Annotated in this window: 16 protein-coding genes; 4 read left to right on the top strand and 12 right to left on the bottom strand. The window is 45.9% G+C overall.

From position 1 onward, the window contains the following. Window positions 1-129: 129 nt before the first annotated feature. Entirely contained in the window at window positions 130-2,589 is a 2,460-nt protein-coding gene (locus WCV65_RS02775) for a YhgE/Pip domain-containing protein (protein ID WP_338779877.1), read from the bottom strand. A 255-nt stretch (window positions 2,590-2,844) separates the two neighbouring features. Between WCV65_RS02775 and WCV65_RS02770 the strand changes: the two genes are divergently transcribed. Then, complete coding sequence (locus tag WCV65_RS02770; RefSeq protein ID WP_338779875.1) at window positions 2,845-3,309, top strand: RDD family protein; 465 nt, start codon at window positions 2,845-2,847, stop codon at window positions 3,307-3,309. 69 nt (window positions 3,310-3,378) lie between these two features. On the opposite strand, the gene WCV65_RS02765 is transcribed toward WCV65_RS02770, so the two are convergent. The 4 genes from WCV65_RS02765 to recQ form a co-directional block, all read right to left on the bottom strand. After that, window positions 3,379-4,410, bottom strand: coding sequence for an aldehyde reductase (locus WCV65_RS02765; RefSeq protein ID WP_338779873.1), 1,032 nt, complete (start codon window positions 4,408-4,410; stop codon window positions 3,379-3,381). A gap of 56 nt (window positions 4,411-4,466) precedes the next feature. Further along, a complete protein-coding gene (locus WCV65_RS02760) occupies window positions 4,467-5,036 on the bottom strand; it encodes a TetR/AcrR family transcriptional regulator (protein WP_338779871.1) in 570 nt (189 codons plus the stop codon). Between the two features lie 305 nt (window positions 5,037-5,341). Beyond that, complete coding sequence (locus WCV65_RS02755; RefSeq protein ID WP_338779869.1) at window positions 5,342-5,647, bottom strand: putative quinol monooxygenase; 306 nt, start codon at window positions 5,645-5,647, stop codon at window positions 5,342-5,344. Window positions 5,648-5,660: 13 nt separating this feature from the next. Continuing rightward, window positions 5,661-7,796: a DNA helicase RecQ gene (gene recQ / locus WCV65_RS02750; RefSeq protein WP_338779867.1), complete on the bottom strand. Its 2,136-nt coding sequence runs from the start codon at window positions 7,794-7,796 to the stop codon at window positions 5,661-5,663. A 380-nt stretch (window positions 7,797-8,176) separates the two neighbouring features. Here recQ and WCV65_RS02745 point away from each other — a divergent pair, with 380 nt between their 5' ends. Together WCV65_RS02745 and WCV65_RS02740 are read left to right on the top strand one after the other, a co-directional pair. Further along, complete coding sequence (locus tag WCV65_RS02745) at window positions 8,177-9,454, top strand: trypsin-like peptidase domain-containing protein (RefSeq protein ID WP_338779865.1); 1,278 nt, start codon at window positions 8,177-8,179, stop codon at window positions 9,452-9,454. A 178-nt stretch (window positions 9,455-9,632) separates the two neighbouring features. After that, on the top strand, window positions 9,633-10,754 hold the full coding sequence (locus WCV65_RS02740) for a histidine kinase N-terminal domain-containing protein (protein WP_082883846.1): 1,122 nt from the start codon (window positions 9,633-9,635) through the stop codon (window positions 10,752-10,754). Window positions 10,755-10,883: 129 nt separating this feature from the next. On the opposite strand, the gene WCV65_RS02735 is transcribed toward WCV65_RS02740, so the two are convergent. Then, on the bottom strand, window positions 10,884-11,807 hold the full coding sequence (locus WCV65_RS02735; RefSeq protein WP_338779862.1) for a toxic anion resistance protein: 924 nt from the start codon (window positions 11,805-11,807) through the stop codon (window positions 10,884-10,886). Continuing rightward, on the bottom strand, window positions 11,804-12,433 hold the full coding sequence (locus tag WCV65_RS02730; RefSeq protein ID WP_338779860.1) for a 5-bromo-4-chloroindolyl phosphate hydrolysis family protein: 630 nt from the start codon (window positions 12,431-12,433) through the stop codon (window positions 11,804-11,806). The genes WCV65_RS02735 and WCV65_RS02730 overlap by 4 nt, the downstream gene beginning before the upstream one ends. 221 nt (window positions 12,434-12,654) lie before the next feature. Here WCV65_RS02730 and WCV65_RS02725 point away from each other — a divergent pair, with 221 nt between their 5' ends. Further along, window positions 12,655-13,167: a DinB family protein gene (locus tag WCV65_RS02725; RefSeq protein WP_338779858.1), complete on the top strand. Its 513-nt coding sequence runs from the start codon at window positions 12,655-12,657 to the stop codon at window positions 13,165-13,167. Window positions 13,168-13,206: 39 nt separating this feature from the next. Here the strand turns inward: WCV65_RS02725 and WCV65_RS02720 are convergent, their stop codons facing one another. The 5 genes from WCV65_RS02720 to WCV65_RS02700 form a co-directional block, all read right to left on the bottom strand. Next, on the bottom strand, window positions 13,207-14,508 hold the full coding sequence (locus WCV65_RS02720) for a M48 family metallopeptidase (protein WP_338779856.1): 1,302 nt from the start codon (window positions 14,506-14,508) through the stop codon (window positions 13,207-13,209). A gap of 152 nt (window positions 14,509-14,660) precedes the next feature. After that, window positions 14,661-15,497: a tryptophan 2,3-dioxygenase gene (gene kynA, locus WCV65_RS02715; RefSeq protein WP_338779854.1), complete on the bottom strand. Its 837-nt coding sequence runs from the start codon at window positions 15,495-15,497 to the stop codon at window positions 14,661-14,663. After that, the gene (gene kynB / locus WCV65_RS02710; RefSeq protein ID WP_338779852.1) at window positions 15,494-16,126 is read right to left on the bottom strand and encodes an arylformamidase; all 633 of its coding nucleotides are present in this window, start codon (window positions 16,124-16,126) and stop codon (window positions 15,494-15,496) included. The genes kynA and kynB overlap by 4 nt, the downstream gene beginning before the upstream one ends. After that, the gene (gene kynU, locus WCV65_RS02705; RefSeq protein ID WP_338779850.1) at window positions 16,127-17,410 is read right to left on the bottom strand and encodes a kynureninase; all 1,284 of its coding nucleotides are present in this window, start codon (window positions 17,408-17,410) and stop codon (window positions 16,127-16,129) included. Between the two features lie 371 nt (window positions 17,411-17,781). Next, a complete protein-coding gene (locus WCV65_RS02700) occupies window positions 17,782-19,785 on the bottom strand; it encodes a catalase (RefSeq protein WP_338782129.1) in 2,004 nt (667 codons plus the stop codon). Between the last annotated feature and the right edge of the window lie 200 nt (window positions 19,786-19,985).

Genomic DNA, 19,985 nt, shown 5'->3' with positions numbered 1-19,985 from the left:
GGCAGCGGGACACATGAGACTCCGGCTCACCATCCGCCCAAGGATAAGCGGATGCTTGCAGCGGAACAGCCAAGTTTAACAGATCTAAATAATAAAAGAACCAGTCCGAAAACTGGTTCTCTCTTTATCTTATGCCTGCAGCTCCGAACTTTGATCCGCTGCACGTCCAGGAAGGAAAATTGAAACGGCAGAAAGAATTCCAAATACAAGTGCAAAACCAATCAATACCCCTGTATTTCCCCAAAGGACATTTGTATCACCCAGTGAGATAACCGCTTTAAAACCGGCAATCGTATAAGTGAATGGAAGCCAGCCGCTGATTGCCTGAACTCCTTCAGGAAGCAGGATAACCGGCAGGCTTGCTCCAGTTGTGGTCATCTGTGCAACAACCAGAACAAAAGCAAGGAATCGGCCGATGTTTCCTGCAACAGCTGTCAGGGCAAAGATGATGATCATGAAAACAAGACTGACGAAAATCGTGAACAAAATAAACAAGAAAGCGTTTTCAACTTGAAGCTGCAGAATGACAAGTGTAAAAATTGAAAGGACAAGTGCCTGAATGACGGCAAAAATCGCCATTTGGCCAAGCTTGCTTGCATACCAGCCAATACCTGAAGCTTCTGCAGGCTTTTTGAAATCGGTTACAAAAGTAAGAAGCAAGATACCCGCGAATAAGGCCAATGACAATATATAAGGTGCAGTTGAATCACGGTAAAATTCATATCCGTTTACCTTTTCTGATGCGAGTTTTACAGGTGAGGCGAACATGGAAATATTGTCGTCCCCTGCCTGAATGCTTCCAGTTTTTTCGGCTCCGCTAGCGAGGCCGTCTGCAAGCTGGCCGCTTCCTTCCTTCAGCTTCAGAACGCCGGCGTCAACTTTTGTGACTCCGTCTGTCAGCTGGCTCCAGCCATTCTTGACCGTTTCATTTCCGCCGCTGACTTTAACCAGTCCCGTATGAAGATCTCCCGCTCCTGCGGTAAGGGTCTTCCATCCAGCATCAACTGCCGTGTTTCCACTGTATATTTTTTGTGTACCGCCATACAGCTTTGAGACTCCAGACTTCATCTCTTTCCAGCCTGAGTTAACCGATTGGTTTCCGTCGCTTACTTGTGAAGCCCCGGCATTCAATTTTGCAACAGATGAGGTAAGCTCTTTCCAGGAAGAAGAAAGTGCCTGGTTTCCATCTGCAATGGCTTTTGATCCGGCGGCAAGCTTTGCTGCCCCTCCGCTCACCTGGGCTTGTCCATCTTTCAGTTTTGTCACGCCTGCTGCCAGAGCATTTGCTCCGTCTGACGCTTGTTTGACGCCGCCTGCTACTTGTGCGGTGCCATCTTTCAGGAGTTTCGTATTTTTCGAGATGCTGTCTGTACCGCCTGCTACAATTTTACTCGTTTCAAGAAGTGTAAGAAATTCACGGTCTGTTTTCAGCTGAGGATTTTTAGCCAGGTACGCTTCCAATCCTTGTGCAAGACCCTTTGCACCGGCAGATACCTGGGCTGCTCCGGCGTCCAAATCACTCATGCCCTTCGCTGCTGCGCTGCTTCCCGGCGCAAGGAGTGCGAGTCCATCCTTCAGCTGACCGCTTCCTGCTTCCGTTTGCTTCAACCCTTCAAGCACTTGAGCTGCACCAGCATTCAAGCTTCCAGCACCTTTAGCCGCCTCACCTGCTCCGGCTGCGAGCTGATCGATTTTCCCTGAGCCCTGCTTTAATGATTGATACAGCAGCCCTGTTCCATCTTTCACCTGCCTGGAGCCGTCCGCGAGCTTTTCAATGTCTCCGGACTTCCCTGTTAAGGATTGGAGCAGCGTTCCTGTTCCGTCGTTTACCTGTTTCGTACCCGCTGCAAGCTCAGATATGCTCCCCTGTTTTACACTGAGGGAGTCGAGCATCTCCTTCGAGCCCGCTTCCAGCTTTTTCGATCCATCAGCCAGTGCTGCTATATCCGCAGACTTGACTGTTAGAGAATCCAGAATCTGGCCTGTCCCTTTTTTAAGCTCTTCAGATCCTGTAAGAATTTGATTGGAACCATCTGAGCCAGCTGTGAAGCCCTCTGAAACCTCCCCAAGCTGTGCGAATAGCTTTGACGTATAGTTTTTAGTAATGGTATCGCCCAGCTGTTCTCTAATTTTTTCGGCAGCGCCCTTAGTAATTTGAGCAGCTGTAAAGCTGAGCCCTTCATTTTGAATGTAGCGCAGCTCAGGCACCTCCGGATTGTCCCCCAATACAGTCGTCACTTTTTCCGAAAAATTTTCCGGAATTTCGATGACCATGTAGTAGGATTGATCTTGCAGTCCCTTAGCCGCCTCATCAGAGCTGACAAAATCCCAGCCAAGACTGCTGCTTTTCTTCAGTTCCGCCACTAAGTCATCTCCTGCATGAATCTGCTGCTCCCCGGAAGCCGCTCCTTTATCCTTGTTCACAACAGCTACTGGCAGGTTATCCAAGTGATCATATGGACCCGACCTTGAAGAAAGCAGGACCGCTGCATACACAAGCGGTACGAGCAGAACAGCAATCAGGGCAATCAGCATCCCTTTCCTGTTTCCGTTTTGAAGCCTTTCTTTCATCCCCTCAAATCTTCCCATGCACATCCCCCGTTATCAATCTAAATATCTATATGCAAAAGTGAATAAGGACTCATTCACTGCTACTCTTTAATATACTGAATATTTAATGTTTTTCCTGCCTGTTTTATGATAGAGGACAAAATTATTTCCTGTTATGTAATAGTTTAGTATAAATATAACAATTATAGTAGTTTATACCTTGAATAGTGAGAGTAAATGAACCCAGTAATTTCAAATAATTACCTAAAAAGGAAAGGATGAGAGTATTAAGACATGGATAACTCAGTTAAGTATGGAGGATTTTGGATTCGGTTCGCGGCAAGTCTAATCGATTTTGTCATTTTATTTACCTGTTTTTATATTCCATTTTTGCCCATTATCTTTGGAGAACCACCGGAGAGTATAACTCCTGTGATCTTGATTTACGCAGCAGAATACATTGCAGGTCTTGCCTACTTTATCATAATGCCGGTAACTTCCTGGCAGGGCACCATAGGGAAAAAACTGCTTGGATTGAAGATTGTGAATGAAAATGGTCGAAGATTAACGATTGGGAAGTCAATCCTCAGATATCTTTCCTTTACAGTAAGCGCGCTCATACTATATATAGGTTTCATAATGGCCGGATTCACCAGCCGGAAACAAGCACTGCACGACATGATGGTAAAAACGTATGTGGTGAAAAGCCGCACTTCCTCTGTTGCGGAGCCGATTTCAGGACAAGCAGCGTTTAAATAAGCTTTACCATTCAATTAGCAAAAAGGATGGAATTCAGCACAGCTTGAACTGTTTGAATCCCATCCTTTTTCATATTAATCCATCTTCATCCATTTGCTCTTTCTGATCAATGAGCGTGGTTTCAAGGCTGCGGTAAGTCATGCCTAGCTCACGCACGCTTTTACTGTGGTCAAACTTTGCCGGGATTCCAACGTTTTTGGAGACATAGGGGCGAGTCAGTCCGATTTTTGGTGCCAGCAGCCATATGAGCGGCTTCGGGACTTCCCATTTTGGAAGAGGATATAGCTTAGGAAAGTTCTTTTCCAGCACCTTCGCCATATCAAGCAGGGTCGCTTCTTCATTGGAAAGCAGAAAACGCCCGGAGGCTGTGTTCATAAACGCGGCAAGCTTATGTGCTTTGGCGACATCCCTGACATCGACAACCCCATTTACAAGGCGCGGCACACCGGTTTTGTATTTCCCTTTCAGCAAATCAAGAATGGTCGCAATGCTTGTGGAATCGGTTCGTTTTGCGAGTGACGGTCCAAGAACGAAGGTAGGATTAATCGTAATCAAGTCCCATCTGTCTTGTTTTTCGGCCAGCTCCCAAGCCTCTTTTTCCGCAATCGTCTTTGAATAGCTGTATGGCTGGTGGGTGACTGAGCTCGTTGTGTTCCAGTCTCTTTCCGTAAAAGCCGGCTTCCCGTCCATATCGGCGTTATCGCCGAAAATGGCTACAGCACTGCTTGTCAGGATCACTCTTCTAACTGAATCAAACTTATTTACAGAACCAAGAACGTTGCGAGTACCTTCTTGAGCAGGCTTAATCAAGTCTACTCTGGCATCACGGAACCCGCTGATGAAAAAGGGAGAAGCCGTGTGGAAGACATATTCGCAGCCGTCAACGGCTTCATCAAAGCTTCCTTCTCTGAGCAGATTCGCTTGATAAACCTGAAGACTCCCTGTCGAATTTTTCTCCACTGCAAGCAGATGGCTGTAATTCGCCGTTTTTGATTGATCGCGAACCGTAATTCTGACGTTGTGTCCGTCCTCCAGCAGTTCTTTTACAAGCCATGAAGCAACATAGCCTGTTCCTCCTGTAACCAGTACTGTTTTTTTCATTATTTATTTCCTCATTTCATTCATACATTGAACGTTCATTCAACTAATTCTAAATGTTATTGTCTTATCGATTCCCAGCAAGCCTCCGTCACTTTTTCAATCAGCTCTTCATCCATGTGAAGCGACCCTGCAGCATGCTGTTTTGCGAGGGAAACAGCGACATCCAGCGTAAGGGCGAAAATAACCGGATCAGGAAGGGGCTTGATGATTTGTTCCTGTTTTGCTTTATTAAAGACATTCATAATGGGTTCGTAGTATGTATTAACGGTATCCTGAATTTGGGGGCGATTGTATGGCGATTGCAAAAACTGCTCCATAAACAGCATCTCCTCCGGACGGCGGACAGACACTTCAATCGTGCTTTTCACAAGCTCCCGGATCTGCTTTCTCAGGGACTGGCTTTCATCCAGCCTCTTAATAATCATCTCCGAAAAATCCCGTTTTACTCCAATATATAATTCATTGATCAGTTCATCTTTATTGCTGAAATAATGATAGATAATCCCTGCGCTTACCCCTGCCTTTTTCGCTACCTTTGACATGGAAGTCCCATGAAACCCATGTTCAGAAATCAGCTCCAAGGTAGCTCTCAGGATAGAGCCATGTTTTCCTTCTGTTTGGCCCAAGCAGTGAATCCCCTCTTTCTTGATTGAATGTTCATTCAATATCATAACGATTTGTTTACAGTATGTCCACTATTAGTGAAAGCTGTCACAATTTATCCATTTAATAGAAACTTTCCAGAAAGTCCCTTCTCAAAGGATCCTTTGGCTTTTAAATTGGATCGGTATTGGCTGTTTTCTGCTGCAGGAATGTCACCCTACAGCTTCAATCAGCATGACTCATACTTCGAACTAAAGCAGGGAAACGCTTTGAATGCGTCTCCCTGTTTTAAGTTAGTAAGACTATTCATACAGATAAAGAAGCCGTATTAAAGCCCCTTGCCCCCAAGCGGGTTAAAAGTACTAATTCTTTCCATCCCTGCAATGATTGGCTTCGCCTGCATAATAAGATTTTGCGTTGCCTCAAGTGCCAGAGATGCCTTGTGCGCTTCTTCATTGATCCAGACTTCGTACACCATGACAGCATCGGGTTCGTTTTCAGCTGTACTGACAACATACAGTTCACAGCCTGATACTTCTTTCATTGCATGTGAGGCTTCTAAAAGAATGGCGGCTAGCTGCGCACCGTGCCCTTCTTTTGCCGTCAATTTTCCAAATAAACCGAATCTGTCCATCTTCATCCCTCCGCTATTGTGCAGGCTCCGCTTTTTTCAAAACAAGAAAGGCTTTAATCATAAAATAGCTGATCTCTTCCGGGAGAAGCTCTTTAATTGGTTTAAGCCGATCCGTGCCCGCCTCCTGAATGGCTTGTTCAATCTGCTCCCTGTACTTCAATGGAACGAATTCTTCATGCTGAATGATTTCTCCTGCTTCTAAGCATTTAAGCAAATGGTTCTCAACCGTTTGGATGGAGATTTCCCTTTCTTCAGCAATGTCCTTGAGTTCTTTTCCCTCTTTAAACATCTGCAGGGTTTCCAAGTGTGAGTTACCAGTCAGTTTGCGTATGGTTTTTTTAGGTGGGGCATCCTCTGCCAGCTCGCTTTTGTACTCCGGATTCTGTTCTTTAAACTGGAAAATCGCTTGAATAAATGCCTTCCCGTACTTGTCAGCTTTATGCTGTCCTACACCTGAAACCCGTAGGAATGCCTCCTCGGTTTCAGGCTGCTTTACACACATATCCTTTAAAGCCGTATCTGAAAAAATAACGAACGGCGGCACTTTTTCCTGTTCCGCCAGCGATTTCCTTACTGCACGCAGCTCCTCGAACAGCGGATCTCCTGCAGCAAGCGTCTTCGTCTGTACAGCCTCTTTCCTCTGAACAGGCATGTTCCCCATTAGTACGTCCTTGCCGCCCGGATTCACATAAATCAGTGGATACGTGCCATGCTCCACTCCGATTAGATCCTGAGAAATAAGGAATTCAATAAATGAGGTAACTTCCTTTGCACTTTTATCCTTCATGATTCCGTAGGTCGGAAGCTGGTTAAGACTAAGGTCGATTACCTTTCTATTTTGAGAACCGGTTAGCACCTGTGCAACAAGTGCTTTTCCAAAACGCTTCTGCCCCATACGGATTACACAGGACAGCACCATTTGCGCCTCTTTTGTCACGTCCCGGCTCTCTCTCGAATCCGTACAGTTTCCGCAGCGGCCGCATGGGGGCATGTCCATCTCACTGAAATACTGAACAATTTTCCTCTGCAGACAGTTTTCCGTATGGCAATAATCCACCATAAGCTGAAGCTTCTCGAGCTCCTGCGGCATGCGCATCCGGTCGCTTGACTGATCAATGAGAAACCGCTGAACCTGAACGTCCTGCGGGGAGTAGAGAAGAATGCATTCACTATCAAGTCCGTCCCGTCCGGCACGGCCAGCTTCCTGATAATAGCTTTCCATGTTTTTAGGAAGCTGATAATGGACGACATACCGGATGTTGGATTTATCGATTCCCATTCCAAACGCTGAGGTTGCCACCATAACGGACGTCCGGTCGAGAAGAAAATCCTCCTGGCCGCTTATTCTGTCCTCATCGCTCATCCCGGCATGATATTTCGAAACACGAATTCCGTTTTTGTTTAATAGATCATGGAGTTGGTCCACATTTTTTCTTGTTGCCGCATAGATGATGCCTGATTCTGTTTCATTTTTTTTCAGAAAATCCTTTAAAAAGGGAAGACGGTCCTGTCCTTTAACGACGGAAAAAGATAGATTCTCCCGTGCGAAACCGGTCAGGATGGAGTGATCTTCATCGATATTCAGGGACTGGCAAATATCCTCGCGAACTTTAGGGGTTGCGGTTGCTGTCAGAGCCATCACCACCGGTTTGACAGGAAGCTGGGTGATCATTCGCTGAATCCGCTGATAGCTTGGACGGAAATCGTGGCCCCACTGCGAAATACAGTGTGCTTCATCCACAGCGACAAGCGGAATGGAAAGCTCCATCAGCTGATTCATAAACTCATAGGATTCAAGACGCTCGGGAGCGATATAAAGCATCCGGTATTCCCCCTGCTTCGCTTTCATCATGCGTTCATGAACATCCGCTGCAGAAAGCGAACTGTTTATGTATGCCGCTGGAATGCCCGCTTGCAAAAGCGCATCCACCTGATCCTTCATCAGGGAAATGAGCGGAGAAATGACCACCGACGTTCCTTGAAACATGAGGGCAGGAATCTGATAGCAAATGGACTTCCCTCCCCCTGTGGGCATGACGCAAAGCGTATCGTTTCCTTCGAGCACTGATTGAATCGCCTGCTCCTGCCCGTTCCGGAATGATGAATATCCGTAGTGCTTTTCGAGCAGTGACCGTGCCTGTTGAAGCATTTGCCTTCATCCTCTCTCAAATCTTCTTCCTCTATTATAAGAGCAGCTGCATGATGGTGCAAAAAGCGGAAATTTATTTTTGGATTATTAAATTTTAAGCTATGTTAAACTTGGCTGCTGATTTCCACTGCAGGCGTTCGCTTTCCGCGGGGCGGGCGGTGAGCCTCCTCGCCGCTTTGCGCCTGCGGGGTCTCACCTGTCCCGCTGCTCCCGCAGGAGTCTCACGCCTTCCGCTCCAATCAACAGGTGTAAAAAAATCAGTATTATGCTTTAACACAGCCAAATTTTAAAAAGAAAAACAATTAATAGAATCATATTGAAAAATATCCCATAAAGCACTAAACTACTAATAGTCTAATAGTCCCAAAAGGAGAGTATTTATGTATTGTAAAAATTGTGGAACAGCCATCACGGAACGTTCAAAATATTGCCCTCATTGCGGACGTTTCTTGAAAGGCAAACCTTATAAACTGCTGACTCTGCTGATGTTATCTATATGCATTTGCGCCGGTGTTTTCACTGCTCTATATATGGAAATTACAAATGGAGATTCAACCGTAAAGGAACCTAAGGCTAGTAAAGCTCCTGTACAAAATGTGAAAAATAATGATGTAAAACAGACAAGTACTAAAAATACCGAAACTCCTCCTGTACAAAAAGCACCAACAGAGCCGGCAAAAGAATTGTCACAGATAATTGACGACGCACAGCCAAAAGTGTTTACCATTTTAAGTGATTATTCACAGGGCTCAGGATTCCTAATTAATAATAAAGGAGACGTCTTAACAAATGCCCACGTAGCCGAAGGAAGTTTGTACTTGACGATTCGCGATAATAAAGGAATCAATCATAATGGAACTGTAATTGGCTATAGCAATGAAATCGATATTGCCATCATAAGGGTAGACAGCTTAGCCGGCCAGACTCCACTTGCGCTTGAGGAGACGAATGAGTCGAAACTCGGGGATGAGGTAATTGCCCTTGGCAGTCCGCAAGGCTTCGAAAATACTGCTACTACCGGTAACATCAGCGGTGTAAACCGAACGTTCTACATAGAACCTCATACGTATGAGGGAATCTATCAAATTTCGGCGCCAATTGCTCCCGGCAGCAGCGGCGGTCCGCTCCTGGATGGAAAAACAGAAAAAGTGGTTGCAATTAATTCAGCCCGCCATGGTGAAGAAGCTACTATCGGCTTCAGCATTCCATTGTTTAAAGTGATGTCTATTATCCATGATTGGGTCAGCCATCCAATGTCAGCAGAGGAAATAACCAGTCTATTTTATACGGACGAAGGAACTTACTTTTACCAGGATCTTTACGATGATAGCGAATACTACTTCGACGGCGGCGATTATACCGAGGAATATGATGAAAACACTGCGGAAGAAGAAGACAGCTATGAAGATTCTTATTACGAGGATGCAGAACCCTATGATGAGAACGAGACATTTTACGAAGAAAATGCAGAAGAACCGCCGGCCTCAGGAGAGGATGAAGATCCATACACGGAAGAGGTTCCAGAAGATGTTTATACGGAGATTCCTGAAGAAGATTTAGAAGAGGATGAGGACATTTACACGGATCCTCTTACTCAGGATGAAGATCTTCAAGAAGAAACAATTGAAGAAGATGAATCATCGGTTGAGACACCTTAATTTTCACCAAAAAAAAAGCAGAAACGTTCATGTACTTGAACCGGTTCTGCTTTTTTCTATTTTTCAAACTTTTGCATATCTGCTTATAAAGAAGGAGTTTTGCTATTTTTGTCGAATAGCTCTATAAATTAATCATTCCGAAAGTAATAGAGGATTATCCTGCGAAATGAGGAGAACTATGAAACGGTCATTACTCGAATCTCACAAAAAACTTTTAGTTCGTTTTCTGGATGAGCAGCAGTCTGTCTTTTTGAATGAATGGCATGAAACGATATTCATCGGGCAAGTGGATCCTCATAAGGAAAAAATTAAGGAGAATGGATCGACTATGTTCTCTTTAATTAGACATGCGATTGTAGGGAATATATCTGAAGAAGGCATCAAGGAGCTGGCCTTTAAGGTGGCAAAGGAACGGCTGGAAGCCAATGTGAATATTGGCGATTTTGTCTTCAATGTCAATGCCGGGAGAAGCATTATTATCCGGAACATCTTCGATTCACAGATTCCCGTTCAGGATCTGCAATTCTTTATTGACCACATTAACCATCAGTTCGACTTGTTTTGTTACCATGCGGTGTCAAAATATACGAATCTGAAAAACCAGGAATTAAGTGAAAAAAACACGTATATCCATGAAAATCATAAGGATAAGCTCGCACTGCTCGGACAAATGTCCTCAAGCTTTGTCCACGAATTCCGGAATCCGCTCACATCCGTTATGGGGTTTATTAAGCTATTAAGGAATGACTATCCTAATTTTCAATATCTTGATATCATCAATCACGAGCTCAATCAGCTGAATTTCCGTATTACACAATTTCTTCATACCTCAAAGGCAGATTTTAACGGAACTGAAAAGGAAAACACATCTATATCCAAACTGTTTGAGGATATCCGCGAGCTGACCTATCCAAGCATTGTGGATACGGATGTAAATGTGATCAGCCGGATGGAAAGTGACTTGGTCATTTCCACTTATAGGGATGAGCTTAAACAGGTATTGCTTAATCTTTTTATTAATTCAATTGATGCATTAAAGCACAAAGAGAAGCCTCGAAACCTCCTCATCAATGGCTGCAGGGAGAATGGACAGGCGATTCTTTCCATCTCTAACAACGGCCCTGCCATTCCAGCCGAAAACATTAAAACCATCTTTGAACCCTTCTTCACGACAAAAGAACTCGGTACCGGGATAGGACTGTTTGTATGCAAAAAAATCGTAGAAAAGCACGGCGGCTCTATAACGTGTGAGTCGGACGAGGATCTAACTGTGTTTACCATTACTTTGCCTGCCACTTAAAGCATGGGAAAGCCTATGACTATTGGGTTATTATACCAAATATACTCCTTAAATATCCATATAAAGCACTGGCGTTTACACAAAAAATCGAGTGGAAAACCATTCGGTTCACACTCGATTAGCACTTCTTTATGTTCTGTCAGCAAATTCTTTCTCTGCAGCCTGCTTCTGCATTTGTGCTGTCTCTTGTATTTTCAGCGATTCCTCCAGATTTCTGCGCAGCTCTTCCTTTGTTTCATTCACATGCTCTCTTGTGTCTGCACCCTCTGCCATCCGGTTCATCTCTGCATGGGTTTCTCTGGCTTTATTTTGTCTCAGCATAGCCAATTCCATTGTGATCTGATTTTTCCAAAGCGGGATGGCGGTCAGGATTGATGATTGGATTTTATCAATAAGCAGCTGATTGGTTTGCTGGATAAGCCGGATTTGAGGAGCGCTTTGCCGTGTAATTTCCCTGCTTACCTTCAGATCATACAGCCGGCGTTCCAGCCGCTCCGCAAAGCGGGCAGTGTCTTCTGCCTTTTGCTTATGCACCGGATCCTCTGACTTCTCCAAAGCCGGAATCTCTTCCTGCCGAAGCTCCCGCAGCTTTAACTCAGCTGCTTCTATATACACGTTCAATTCCTTAAAGTAAGACTGATTTTGAGCAAACAATTCATCCAGCATCGCAACGTCAGCACCCAGTACGTTTTTGCTGTTTTCAAGCTGCAGTGTGACACGGTCCAGCTGGGCGCTCATTTTATGGTACCTCGAAATAAGCTCCTGGGAGGAAGGGGATTTTTTAAATAGTCTCGTCATGAAATTGAATCCTCTTCCCCGGTCCGGATCGGCTTCATCCAGCTTTCTCATTAAATCACGGATAAACAGACCAGCATTCCCGCGGTCCTTCTCCTTGACATAGTGCATCATTTTATTGGAAAGCGAAAGAAGACCGGACTGGGCAGGCACGCCGTAGGATGCAATTTCTTCCCCGATATCTGGATTAATTTGCGCTGCCGTTTCCTGAATTCTCCTCCGCTCCCCTTCTGAAAAGGTACGTTCCTGCAGATTCATTTTAAATCCTTCGCCTGATTAATGGATTGCTTTGCCACATCCAATTCAAAATGCAGCTGACTGATATCATCGGATAGAACGTGGTACAAATCCTGCTCAATCGTATAAAGCAGCTCCTTCAGCGTCCGGTTTGATTCCTTGAGCGACGAATGAATTTCATCACTTTTCTTCGGCTGAGCGGATAGAAACGCATACCGTTCTGTAAGCTCGACTGCAGAGTCCAAATGTTTGTAAAAAAACGGCTCTGCCCGGTAAAAACGCTGCGGATCCTTTTCGGCAAGGCGGTAAATTTTTCGTACCACCCGGAGCAAATCCACCCTCTGCTTTAAAAGTGAAATGCTGCGGATGGAAAAGAGTGCCCGGCTGAGGCGATTGATTTTGCGTTTCGCTTCTTTTAAATTCTTCTGTATATAACGGTATTCGCTTCTCGTGAGCTCATGTTTCTTTAAATAGCGGGCATGGACGATTGCGGCAGCTGTTCCGTAAGTGAGCGCGCCGCCCAGCAAGGAAATTCCGGATGCAGCGAAATAAGGCTGGGACAACGGGAAAAAGCTGATCAGCCAGACGGTCATCATAACCGGCATGGCCGTAAACACCCCTGCAACATGCGGGATCAACCGATTCATATTCAATCGACTCCTGACATAAAATCTTACTCTTTATACGAATGGGTACAGTTTCCGGTTTCATCTTTCTTATTCTTATCGTACACGAATTGCCCCGTTTCTTCCATAGACCTGGAAAGGTATCGCCAGGTAAGACCAGAGGCGTATATACAACCATTATAGACACGCGAACCTTCAATCATGCCCGTTCGAGTATAATAGATGGAAAAGGAGTGATCTGTTTGTTATTGCGGCCGGAGAAAAATGACTATCACACATACTATCAATCCTATATTGAACAAATTCCGGAAGGGGACCTGATCGTCCTTCTCGCCGAGCAGCACAAAAACACAATCAGCCTGCTTGAAAATTTGTCTGATGAGAAGGCACTTTATCAGTATGCACCCGAAAAATGGACCATCAAGGAAGTCATCGGCCACATTGCTGATACTGAACGGATCATGGCTTACCGTCTGCTCGGTATATCCCGCGGTGAACAACAGGAATTTCCAGGATATGATGATGAGAGCTACGTTCAAAACGCACAGTTTAACGAGGTTTCTTTAACTGAGCTGTTGGAAAATTTGAAGGCTGTCCGCCTGGCGACGATTACTTTGCTTAGAGGGCTGCATCAGGATGCGTGGGCGCATCGCGGGAGAGCGAATGGGGGACCTGTTACTGTTCTTGCGCTGGCGGCGATTATTGCCGGCCATGAGCGGCATCATGTGAGGATTTTGGAGGAACGGTATTTGTAATAAAGAGGCACTCCCCGTTCTCTGGGAGTGCCTTTCCTATTACTTATATTGATTTAAAAGCTCTAAAAATTCTTCATTGCCCGTTTTTTGGGCTATGTCGAAAATAGTCTCCCCATCGCCGTTTTCATGGTTTGGATCTGATCCTGCTTCAAGCAGAAGTTTTGCTATTTCAACGTTTTCAAGTTCAGCAGCGGTCGTTAATGGAATGTATCCGTACTCATCTTCAATTTTAGGATCTGCACCATTCTCAAGCAATAGAGTGACCATTTCAGGATCTCCGCCGTACACCGCTCCTATTAACGGGGTTTCTCCAATTTTATTTTGTTCATTCGGATCAGCGCCTTCTTCAATCAGCTTCATTGCTTCCTCCGCATTTCCCTCTTCAGCAGCTTTAAATAATGGAGGATTCTCTAAGTTCTCATCTTCGCTGTCATCTTCCAGAATCCCACTATCTTTCACAGCAGCTTCAAAGCTTGTGAACGCATATATACCAAGCGCGGTGAATGCAGCCGGAATAAGAATCCCCGCACCAAGCGCCATAATAATCACATACTTCGTACTTCTCTTAAGCTTTGCTGATTCAGGCAGCCCTGCAAAGTTTTCGATTGCAGCAATTCTCTTTGGAAGCGGAGGATGGGTGGAAACGAGCTCCATTAAGGTGACTAAGAACCCCTTTTTTTCGTTATACTGCTCAAGGAATTCCGGCAGCTGAATATTTTTAAACAACCGTTTTCCTGCCGCAAACACCAATAAAGCCTGAATGGCACGATCCGGTTTCTGCGTATAATGGACCGCCATCCGGTCGCACGTATACTCACAAGCTCTGGAATAAGCTTCTCCAAGAAATGGTACCCACATGGCAGGAAACACATAAAAGTTTTTCCCGATATGGTTTCTTTTAATGTGGGCAAGTTCATGTGCAATTACGTATTCAACCTCATCTTCGCGGCCGTCCTCTGCAAGCTCCACAAAATCTGAATACAAAATCACAAAATTTTTTCCAAACTGACTGAATATCCTGGTTGCAAAAGCATTCAGCACTCCGCCGGATTCAACAATGTAAACCTCGGGCATTTTTTTCAAGCCCATTGCTTCGCTGATCTGTTTCGTTCTCTCATATAAAGACGGAAACTGGGTTTCTCTTAATCTCACCCCGTTTACTTGAATATGCGCCATGGAAATCGCATGGCTGAACCATGTAATTAGGCCCAGCGCAGCCAAAATGACAGCACCTACAACGGATATAAGAAGCGATACAATAATGGCAAGACTCGCAATTAAACAGAAAACAAATAATAATTCCTCACGCTTGTGAACAAGCTTCATCTGGTCGGTATTCATCTTTCAGACAGTTCTCCTCTTGAGTTTCATTTTGGACCTCACAAAGAATTATTCTATCACCCTTTCTGTTCCTGAAGTAGGGTTTTTTGGAAAATCTACAAGACTATTTTCTTACCAAAAGAGACACTCCCGATGATCAGGAGTGCCTCTATTCAAATCTCCGTCCTCAAATCCCATAGCTCGGGAAAGAACTGCTGATCTAGTACTTTTTTCAGATAGTTAACTCCGGAAGAACCGCCCGTCCCCTGCTTAAAACCGATAATCCGCTCCACCGTTTTCATGTGACGGAACCTCCATTGCTGCAGCCAGTCCTCAATATCAACGAGCTTTTCCGCCAGCTGATACAAATCCCAGTATTGATCCGTGTTGCGATAAACCGTCAGCCATGCAGCCTGGACGGAGTCATCTTTCCTATAAGGCTTCGTGCAGTCTCTGTTTAAAATATCCGGACTGATAGGGAGGCCTGCTTTCGCAAGTGCCTGGATGGAAACGTCATATAGACCGGGTTCTTTATATGCTTTTTCCAGACGTGCATGAAGCTCCTGGTCCTTTTCATAAATTTTCAAGACATGCGGCGTTTTGTATCCAAGCGCAAACTCAATCATTCTGTATTGATAGGACTGAAATCCGGAAGCCTGACCGAGCGTATCCCTGAATTCCATGTATTCGGAAGGCGTCAGTGTGGATAGAACGTCCCATGCCTGAGTGATTTGAGATTGTGTTTTTGAAACCCTGGCCAGTTGTTTGAATGCCGTCTGCAAATCTCCTTTAACGATGGCGGCAATAGAAGATTCCAGTTCATGGAGAATCAGCTTCATCCAAAGCTCACTCACCTGGTGGATAATGATAAACAGCATTTCATCATGATGATCAGAGAGCCTTGCCTGACCGGCTAAAATTTTATCCAGCTGGAGATATTCCCCGTAGGTCATACTGTTTTTGAAATCGGTATGTATGGATTTTTCAGAATCGGCCGGCTGCTGCGTCATTCGCCACTCCCCCTTTTTTTAATGACCGCCCTTACTGGACTCCCGTCCGCTCCTTCAATTGGAAGGGGGAGCGCAACCAGGTCATAATCACCCGGTTCGATCTCGTCGAGCATGATGTTTTCAAGAATATGTACACCGTTTTTATATAGAGCGTGATGAGCCGCCATATCCTTGCTGTCCAGCTGGTCGACGGATGGAACGTCTACCCCGATCAGGAAGATTCCCTTTTCTTTTAGAAAGGCCCCGCAGTCCGGATCGAGGGGCACAATTTTTTCCGTGAAGATTTCCGGCTTGTTCGGGACGGCTGTTTTGATTAGCAGGCGGGTAACTCCGTCTAGGTTATATCGGCTTACTGTTTCCCTGCTGATTTGGAGCTGATCCGTCATATCGATGACTCTCGCTGGGCCGATGAACAGATTGATATCGAGCTCGTTTATTTTCGGCCCGCGGTCATCGAAGTGAAACGGTGCGTCCACGTGAGTACCGCTATGCAGGCTGGTCGTTATTTTCCCGATGTTTACAGAGCCGGTCTGTTCCTTTGTATAAACCGTTTCATAGGAAAATGGCGTATCACCGGGCCAATGGCCGATTTTGGAGTTCAGCGGCTGTGAAATATCAATCCATGTCATCTAGGCCACCACTCCGCGCTTGTTTTCGAATTTTTTATACGTTTCTTCCTTCATGATGATCTTCAGCTTTTGAATGGTCCGCCATACATCCCCGAAAGAGTTGTAAAGAGCGACGGGTGCAAGGCGGATTCCATTTGGCGAGCGGAAATCGGGAATGATCTTCTCTTCTTTTAACGCCCGGCAGATTCTTGCCGCTTCAGGGTGCTCAATGAAAAGATGCCCGCCTCTCGTATCATCGATTGGATTGCGAATCGTAAAACCATACTCCGATAGTTCCTGACTCATCAGGTCCATCATGTATTGAGTCAGTTTTAAAGATTTCCCGCGGATTTTTTCCATGCCGGCTTCATTGAAAATGGAGAGTGAACCGAGCAGCGGCGCTATACTCAGGATATGCGGAGTCCCCATTTGAAAAGCTCCAGCATGCGGTGCTGCAGTCAGCTCATGCTCCATATCGAACTGCTTCGATTTATCCGAACTGAACCAGCCGGCAAGTCCTGGCAATGTGCCGAAATGACGCTTGTTTACATAAAGAGCGCCGACTGCACCGGGACCGCCGTTTAAGTGTTTATAGGTGCACCAAAATGCGAAATCGACGTTCCATTGTGAAAGATGATGCGGGATGGAACCGACTGAATGGCACAGATCGAAGCCGATAAGGATTCCGCGTTTGTGCGCTTCTTTTGTCAGTTTTTCCATATCCAGCGCCTGGCCGCTCCGGTATTGAACACCTGATAAGATAACAATTGCAACTTCCTCCGTCATTGCGGCGATGATGTCCTCCTCGTTTAAGGTGTGGCCATCGCGGCTTTTCACCTTGATGAGGTGCTCGTTTGGCTCGTATCCTTTTAGATGGAGCTGGCTTTGCAGAGCGTAGATGTCAGTCGGGAAGGTGATCTCATCGGTCACAATCTTCGTTCTTGTCCCTTTCGGCTTGTAAAACGTTGCGATCAGCTGGTGGAGGTTCGCTGTAGTGGAGCCTGTAACGATGACTTCCTCCGCTTCTGCACCGAGGAGCGGAGCCATCTGTTCGCCCAGCTTTTCCGGAAGGTAAAACCATGGATGCTCCCCCTCAGTCCAGCCATCGATCCCGAGCGTTTTCCAGGAATGGAGGAGATCATGGACTGCCTGCTCGGAACGTTTAGAGAGCAGACCAAGTGAGTTGCCATCGAGATAGATTGTATCTGGGGATATGTAAAAATCCTGGCGAAAATGAGCCAGCGGATCTTGTTCATCAAGGTGCTTGGCGAATTCTAAGGTGTTTTGACCGGTTTGTGCGGACATTTCAGTCAGTCCTTTCGGTTTCGGGTTTAATAGAATTATATTTTACGAATGATAGCGCTGTCAAAACAGGTTGGAGGGAAGTTAATTATCGCAAAACTTGATATCTTATTGAAATCGGCAATTTTTATATCGAAAAAAGGTACGCAGCGGGAGTTTGGCAGACCGGCTGAAGTATTTATCGGCTATTCTGGCGATATATCGGCGATTTTTTTGATATATCGACTAAAATAAAATTATATCGACGATTTTGGGATTATATCGACGATTATTTCGATATATCGATTTTTCGACATAGTTCGACTACCACCCACGACGAAGGTACCCACAAAAACAGCGGCCTCCCATTGGAAGGCCGCCGCTACCGAACTTTCTTAGATTATTTCCCGCTCCCAATGACGGTGTTCAGTAATCGCATCGATAAACGCCGAAGCAAACTTTTCACTGCTATTCCCGCTCACTACGCCTGGACTGTTCTTCATCTCATTCGCCTCAAGCCACTTCTCGCCCTCATGGGTCGCCCCAATCGGTTTATAGTGCATAAAGGCTTCCTGCAGAAATGCCGATGCATCGCGGTGGAATCGTTTGCTCGCTCCCTGTCCGCCAACTGCATAAATCGCATCAAACAAAACGGAGTCGCATGTAAGGAAGGTGTGGTCCACTTTCCGCTCGCTTCCGTCTGTGCCCTTCAGCTTGCCAAGCTTGCTGCTGATGATTTCCGGCTGGATGCCCTTGGCTTTCAGGCTATCAAGAACCGAGCTAACTTCCGGTCCGTTAAAGCCATCGTCCAAAATCACGCCAACTTTCCGGGTTTCCGGACTCTTTTTCGTTTTTTCCTGGCTGAGTGCAGGAGAAGATTTTGTTACGTTAGAACCGCCCTGCTCCGGCGGCGTTACGCCAATCGCTTCAGCAAACCCTTGTGCGAGCTCCAGACTGACATTGGCGAACATGTCGACAACCTGCTGCTGAACGGATTCGCTCTTCACTTTTCCAAGCTCGAAGCTGAATGCGTCAATGATATGCTCTTTTTCAGGCTGGCTCATGCTGTTCCAGAATAGCGTTGCCTGGGAGAAATGATCCTTAAAGCTGTCGCTGCGCGCGCGAATCTTATACCCTTCCACTCTCTCCTGGTAATGAACATATCCGCCCTCTTCGGCACTGGCCGGAGACGGTGTATTCGCAGCAAGCGAGTTTTTATGGTACGCGACCTGACCGCGGTTGATCGTATGTCTTCCGTAGCCGTCTCGCTGATTGTTAAAGAACGGGCATACCGGACGGTTGATCGGCAGCTCATGGAAATTCGGACCGCCAAGGCGGATCAGCTGTGTATCTGTATAGGAAAACAGGCGTCCCTGCAGAAGCGGATCATTGGAAAAATCAATTCCTGGTACAACCGATCCTGGATGGAAGGCAACCTGCTCCGTTTCCGCAAACACGTTGTCCACATTGCGGTTTAACGTCATTTTCCCGATGAGTTTCACAGGAATATCTTCTTCCGGCCAAAGCTTCGTCGGATCCAGCAGATCAAAGTCAAATTTAAACTCGTCCTCTTCTTCAATCATCTGAACCCCAAGCTCATACTCCGGATAGTCTCCATTTTCAATCGAGTCATATAAATCCCGGCGGTGGAAATCCGGATCCTTCCCGTTGATTATCTGCGCTTCATCCCAGACGAGGGAATGCGTGCCAAGAACTGGTTTCCAATGAAATTTCACAAACCGCGCTTTTCCTTCTTCATTCACAAAACGGAATGTATGAACGCCGAAGCCCTCCATCATGCGCAGGCTTCTCGGAATGGCCCGATCGGACATTGTCCACATCACCATATGCGCCGCTTCCTGATTGTTCCCAACGAAATCCCAGAACGTATCGTGTGCCGATGCAGCCTGGGGAATCTCGTTATGAGGCTCAGGTTTTACCGCATGAATCAAATCCGGAAACTTGATTGCATCCTGAATAAAAAACACCGGGATGTTGTTTCCGACTAAATCGTAATTCCCTTCCTCTGTGTAAAACTTCGTCGCAAAGCCGCGGGCATCACGAACCGTTTCAGCAGAACCGCGCGATCCGGCAACTGTTGAAAAGCGAACAAAAACAGGAGTTTTTACAGAAGGATCCTGTAAAAATCCAGCTCTCGTAAACTCTTTCATAGACTCGTAAACTTCGAACTCACCATGCGCCGCAAAGCCGCGCGCATGCACAATCCGCTCCGGAATCCGCTCATGGTCAAAGTGGGTCATTTTTTCGCGAAAATGAAAATCCTCCAGCAGTGTTGGTCCCCGTTCTCCTGCCTTAAGCGAAAACTCATCCTCAGAAACCTTTAACCCCTGATTCGTCGTCAGTTTTTTACCCTCATCGTCGACCCGGTACTGTTCCATCTGTTCATCCTTGCGATTGCTCACCTTGTTTTGCCACCCCTTTGGATAAGTATGTAAATATCGTGTTTTGTACTCTACCCTTGAAGGTTGGGTGGGAAACGGGAATTTTCGGCTAGTTGTCTTTCAGACTATGTTCCTCGAGCAATGTTGCAGACCTTCTGTGCCGACCAAAGCAGCTTATTCAGCAAGTTTTGATTTTT

Origin of the sequence: Metabacillus sp. FJAT-52054 (assembly GCF_037201815.1) — a bacterium.
GTDB classification, from domain to species: Bacteria; Bacillota; Bacilli; order Bacillales; family Bacillaceae; genus Metabacillus_B; species Metabacillus_B sediminis.
The sequence above is the reverse complement of the archived record's forward strand: the minus strand, read 5'-3'. Positions and strand labels throughout refer to the sequence as shown.

Coding starts and splice junctions, on each gene's coding strand:
- WCV65_RS02775 (WP_338779877.1), bottom strand. CDS start 2,589: ATGGGAAGATTTGAGGGGATGAAAGAAAGGCTTCAAAACGGAAACAGG.
- WCV65_RS02770 (WP_338779875.1), top strand. CDS start 2,845: ATGGATAACTCAGTTAAGTATGGAGGATTTTGGATTCGGTTCGCGGCA.
- WCV65_RS02765 (WP_338779873.1), bottom strand. CDS start 4,410: ATGAAAAAAACAGTACTGGTTACAGGAGGAACAGGCTATGTTGCTTCA.
- WCV65_RS02755 (WP_338779869.1), bottom strand. CDS start 5,647: ATGGACAGATTCGGTTTATTTGGAAAATTGACGGCAAAAGAAGGGCAC.
- recQ (WP_338779867.1), bottom strand. CDS start 7,796: ATGCTTCAACAGGCACGGTCACTGCTCGAAAAGCACTACGGATATTCA.
- WCV65_RS02745 (WP_338779865.1), top strand. CDS start 8,177: ATGTATTGTAAAAATTGTGGAACAGCCATCACGGAACGTTCAAAATAT.
- WCV65_RS02740 (WP_082883846.1), top strand. CDS start 9,633: ATGAAACGGTCATTACTCGAATCTCACAAAAAACTTTTAGTTCGTTTT.
- WCV65_RS02735 (WP_338779862.1), bottom strand. CDS start 11,807: ATGAATCTGCAGGAACGTACCTTTTCAGAAGGGGAGCGGAGGAGAATT.
- WCV65_RS02730 (WP_338779860.1), bottom strand. CDS start 12,433: ATGAATCGGTTGATCCCGCATGTTGCAGGGGTGTTTACGGCCATGCCG.
- WCV65_RS02720 (WP_338779856.1), bottom strand. CDS start 14,508: ATGAATACCGACCAGATGAAGCTTGTTCACAAGCGTGAGGAATTATTA.
- kynA (WP_338779854.1), bottom strand. CDS start 15,497: ATGACGCAGCAGCCGGCCGATTCTGAAAAATCCATACATACCGATTTC.
- kynB (WP_338779852.1), bottom strand. CDS start 16,126: ATGACATGGATTGATATTTCACAGCCGCTGAACTCCAAAATCGGCCAT.
- kynU (WP_338779850.1), bottom strand. CDS start 17,410: ATGTCCGCACAAACCGGTCAAAACACCTTAGAATTCGCCAAGCACCTT.
- WCV65_RS02700 (WP_338782129.1), bottom strand. CDS start 19,785: ATGGAACAGTACCGGGTCGACGATGAGGGTAAAAAACTGACGACGAAT.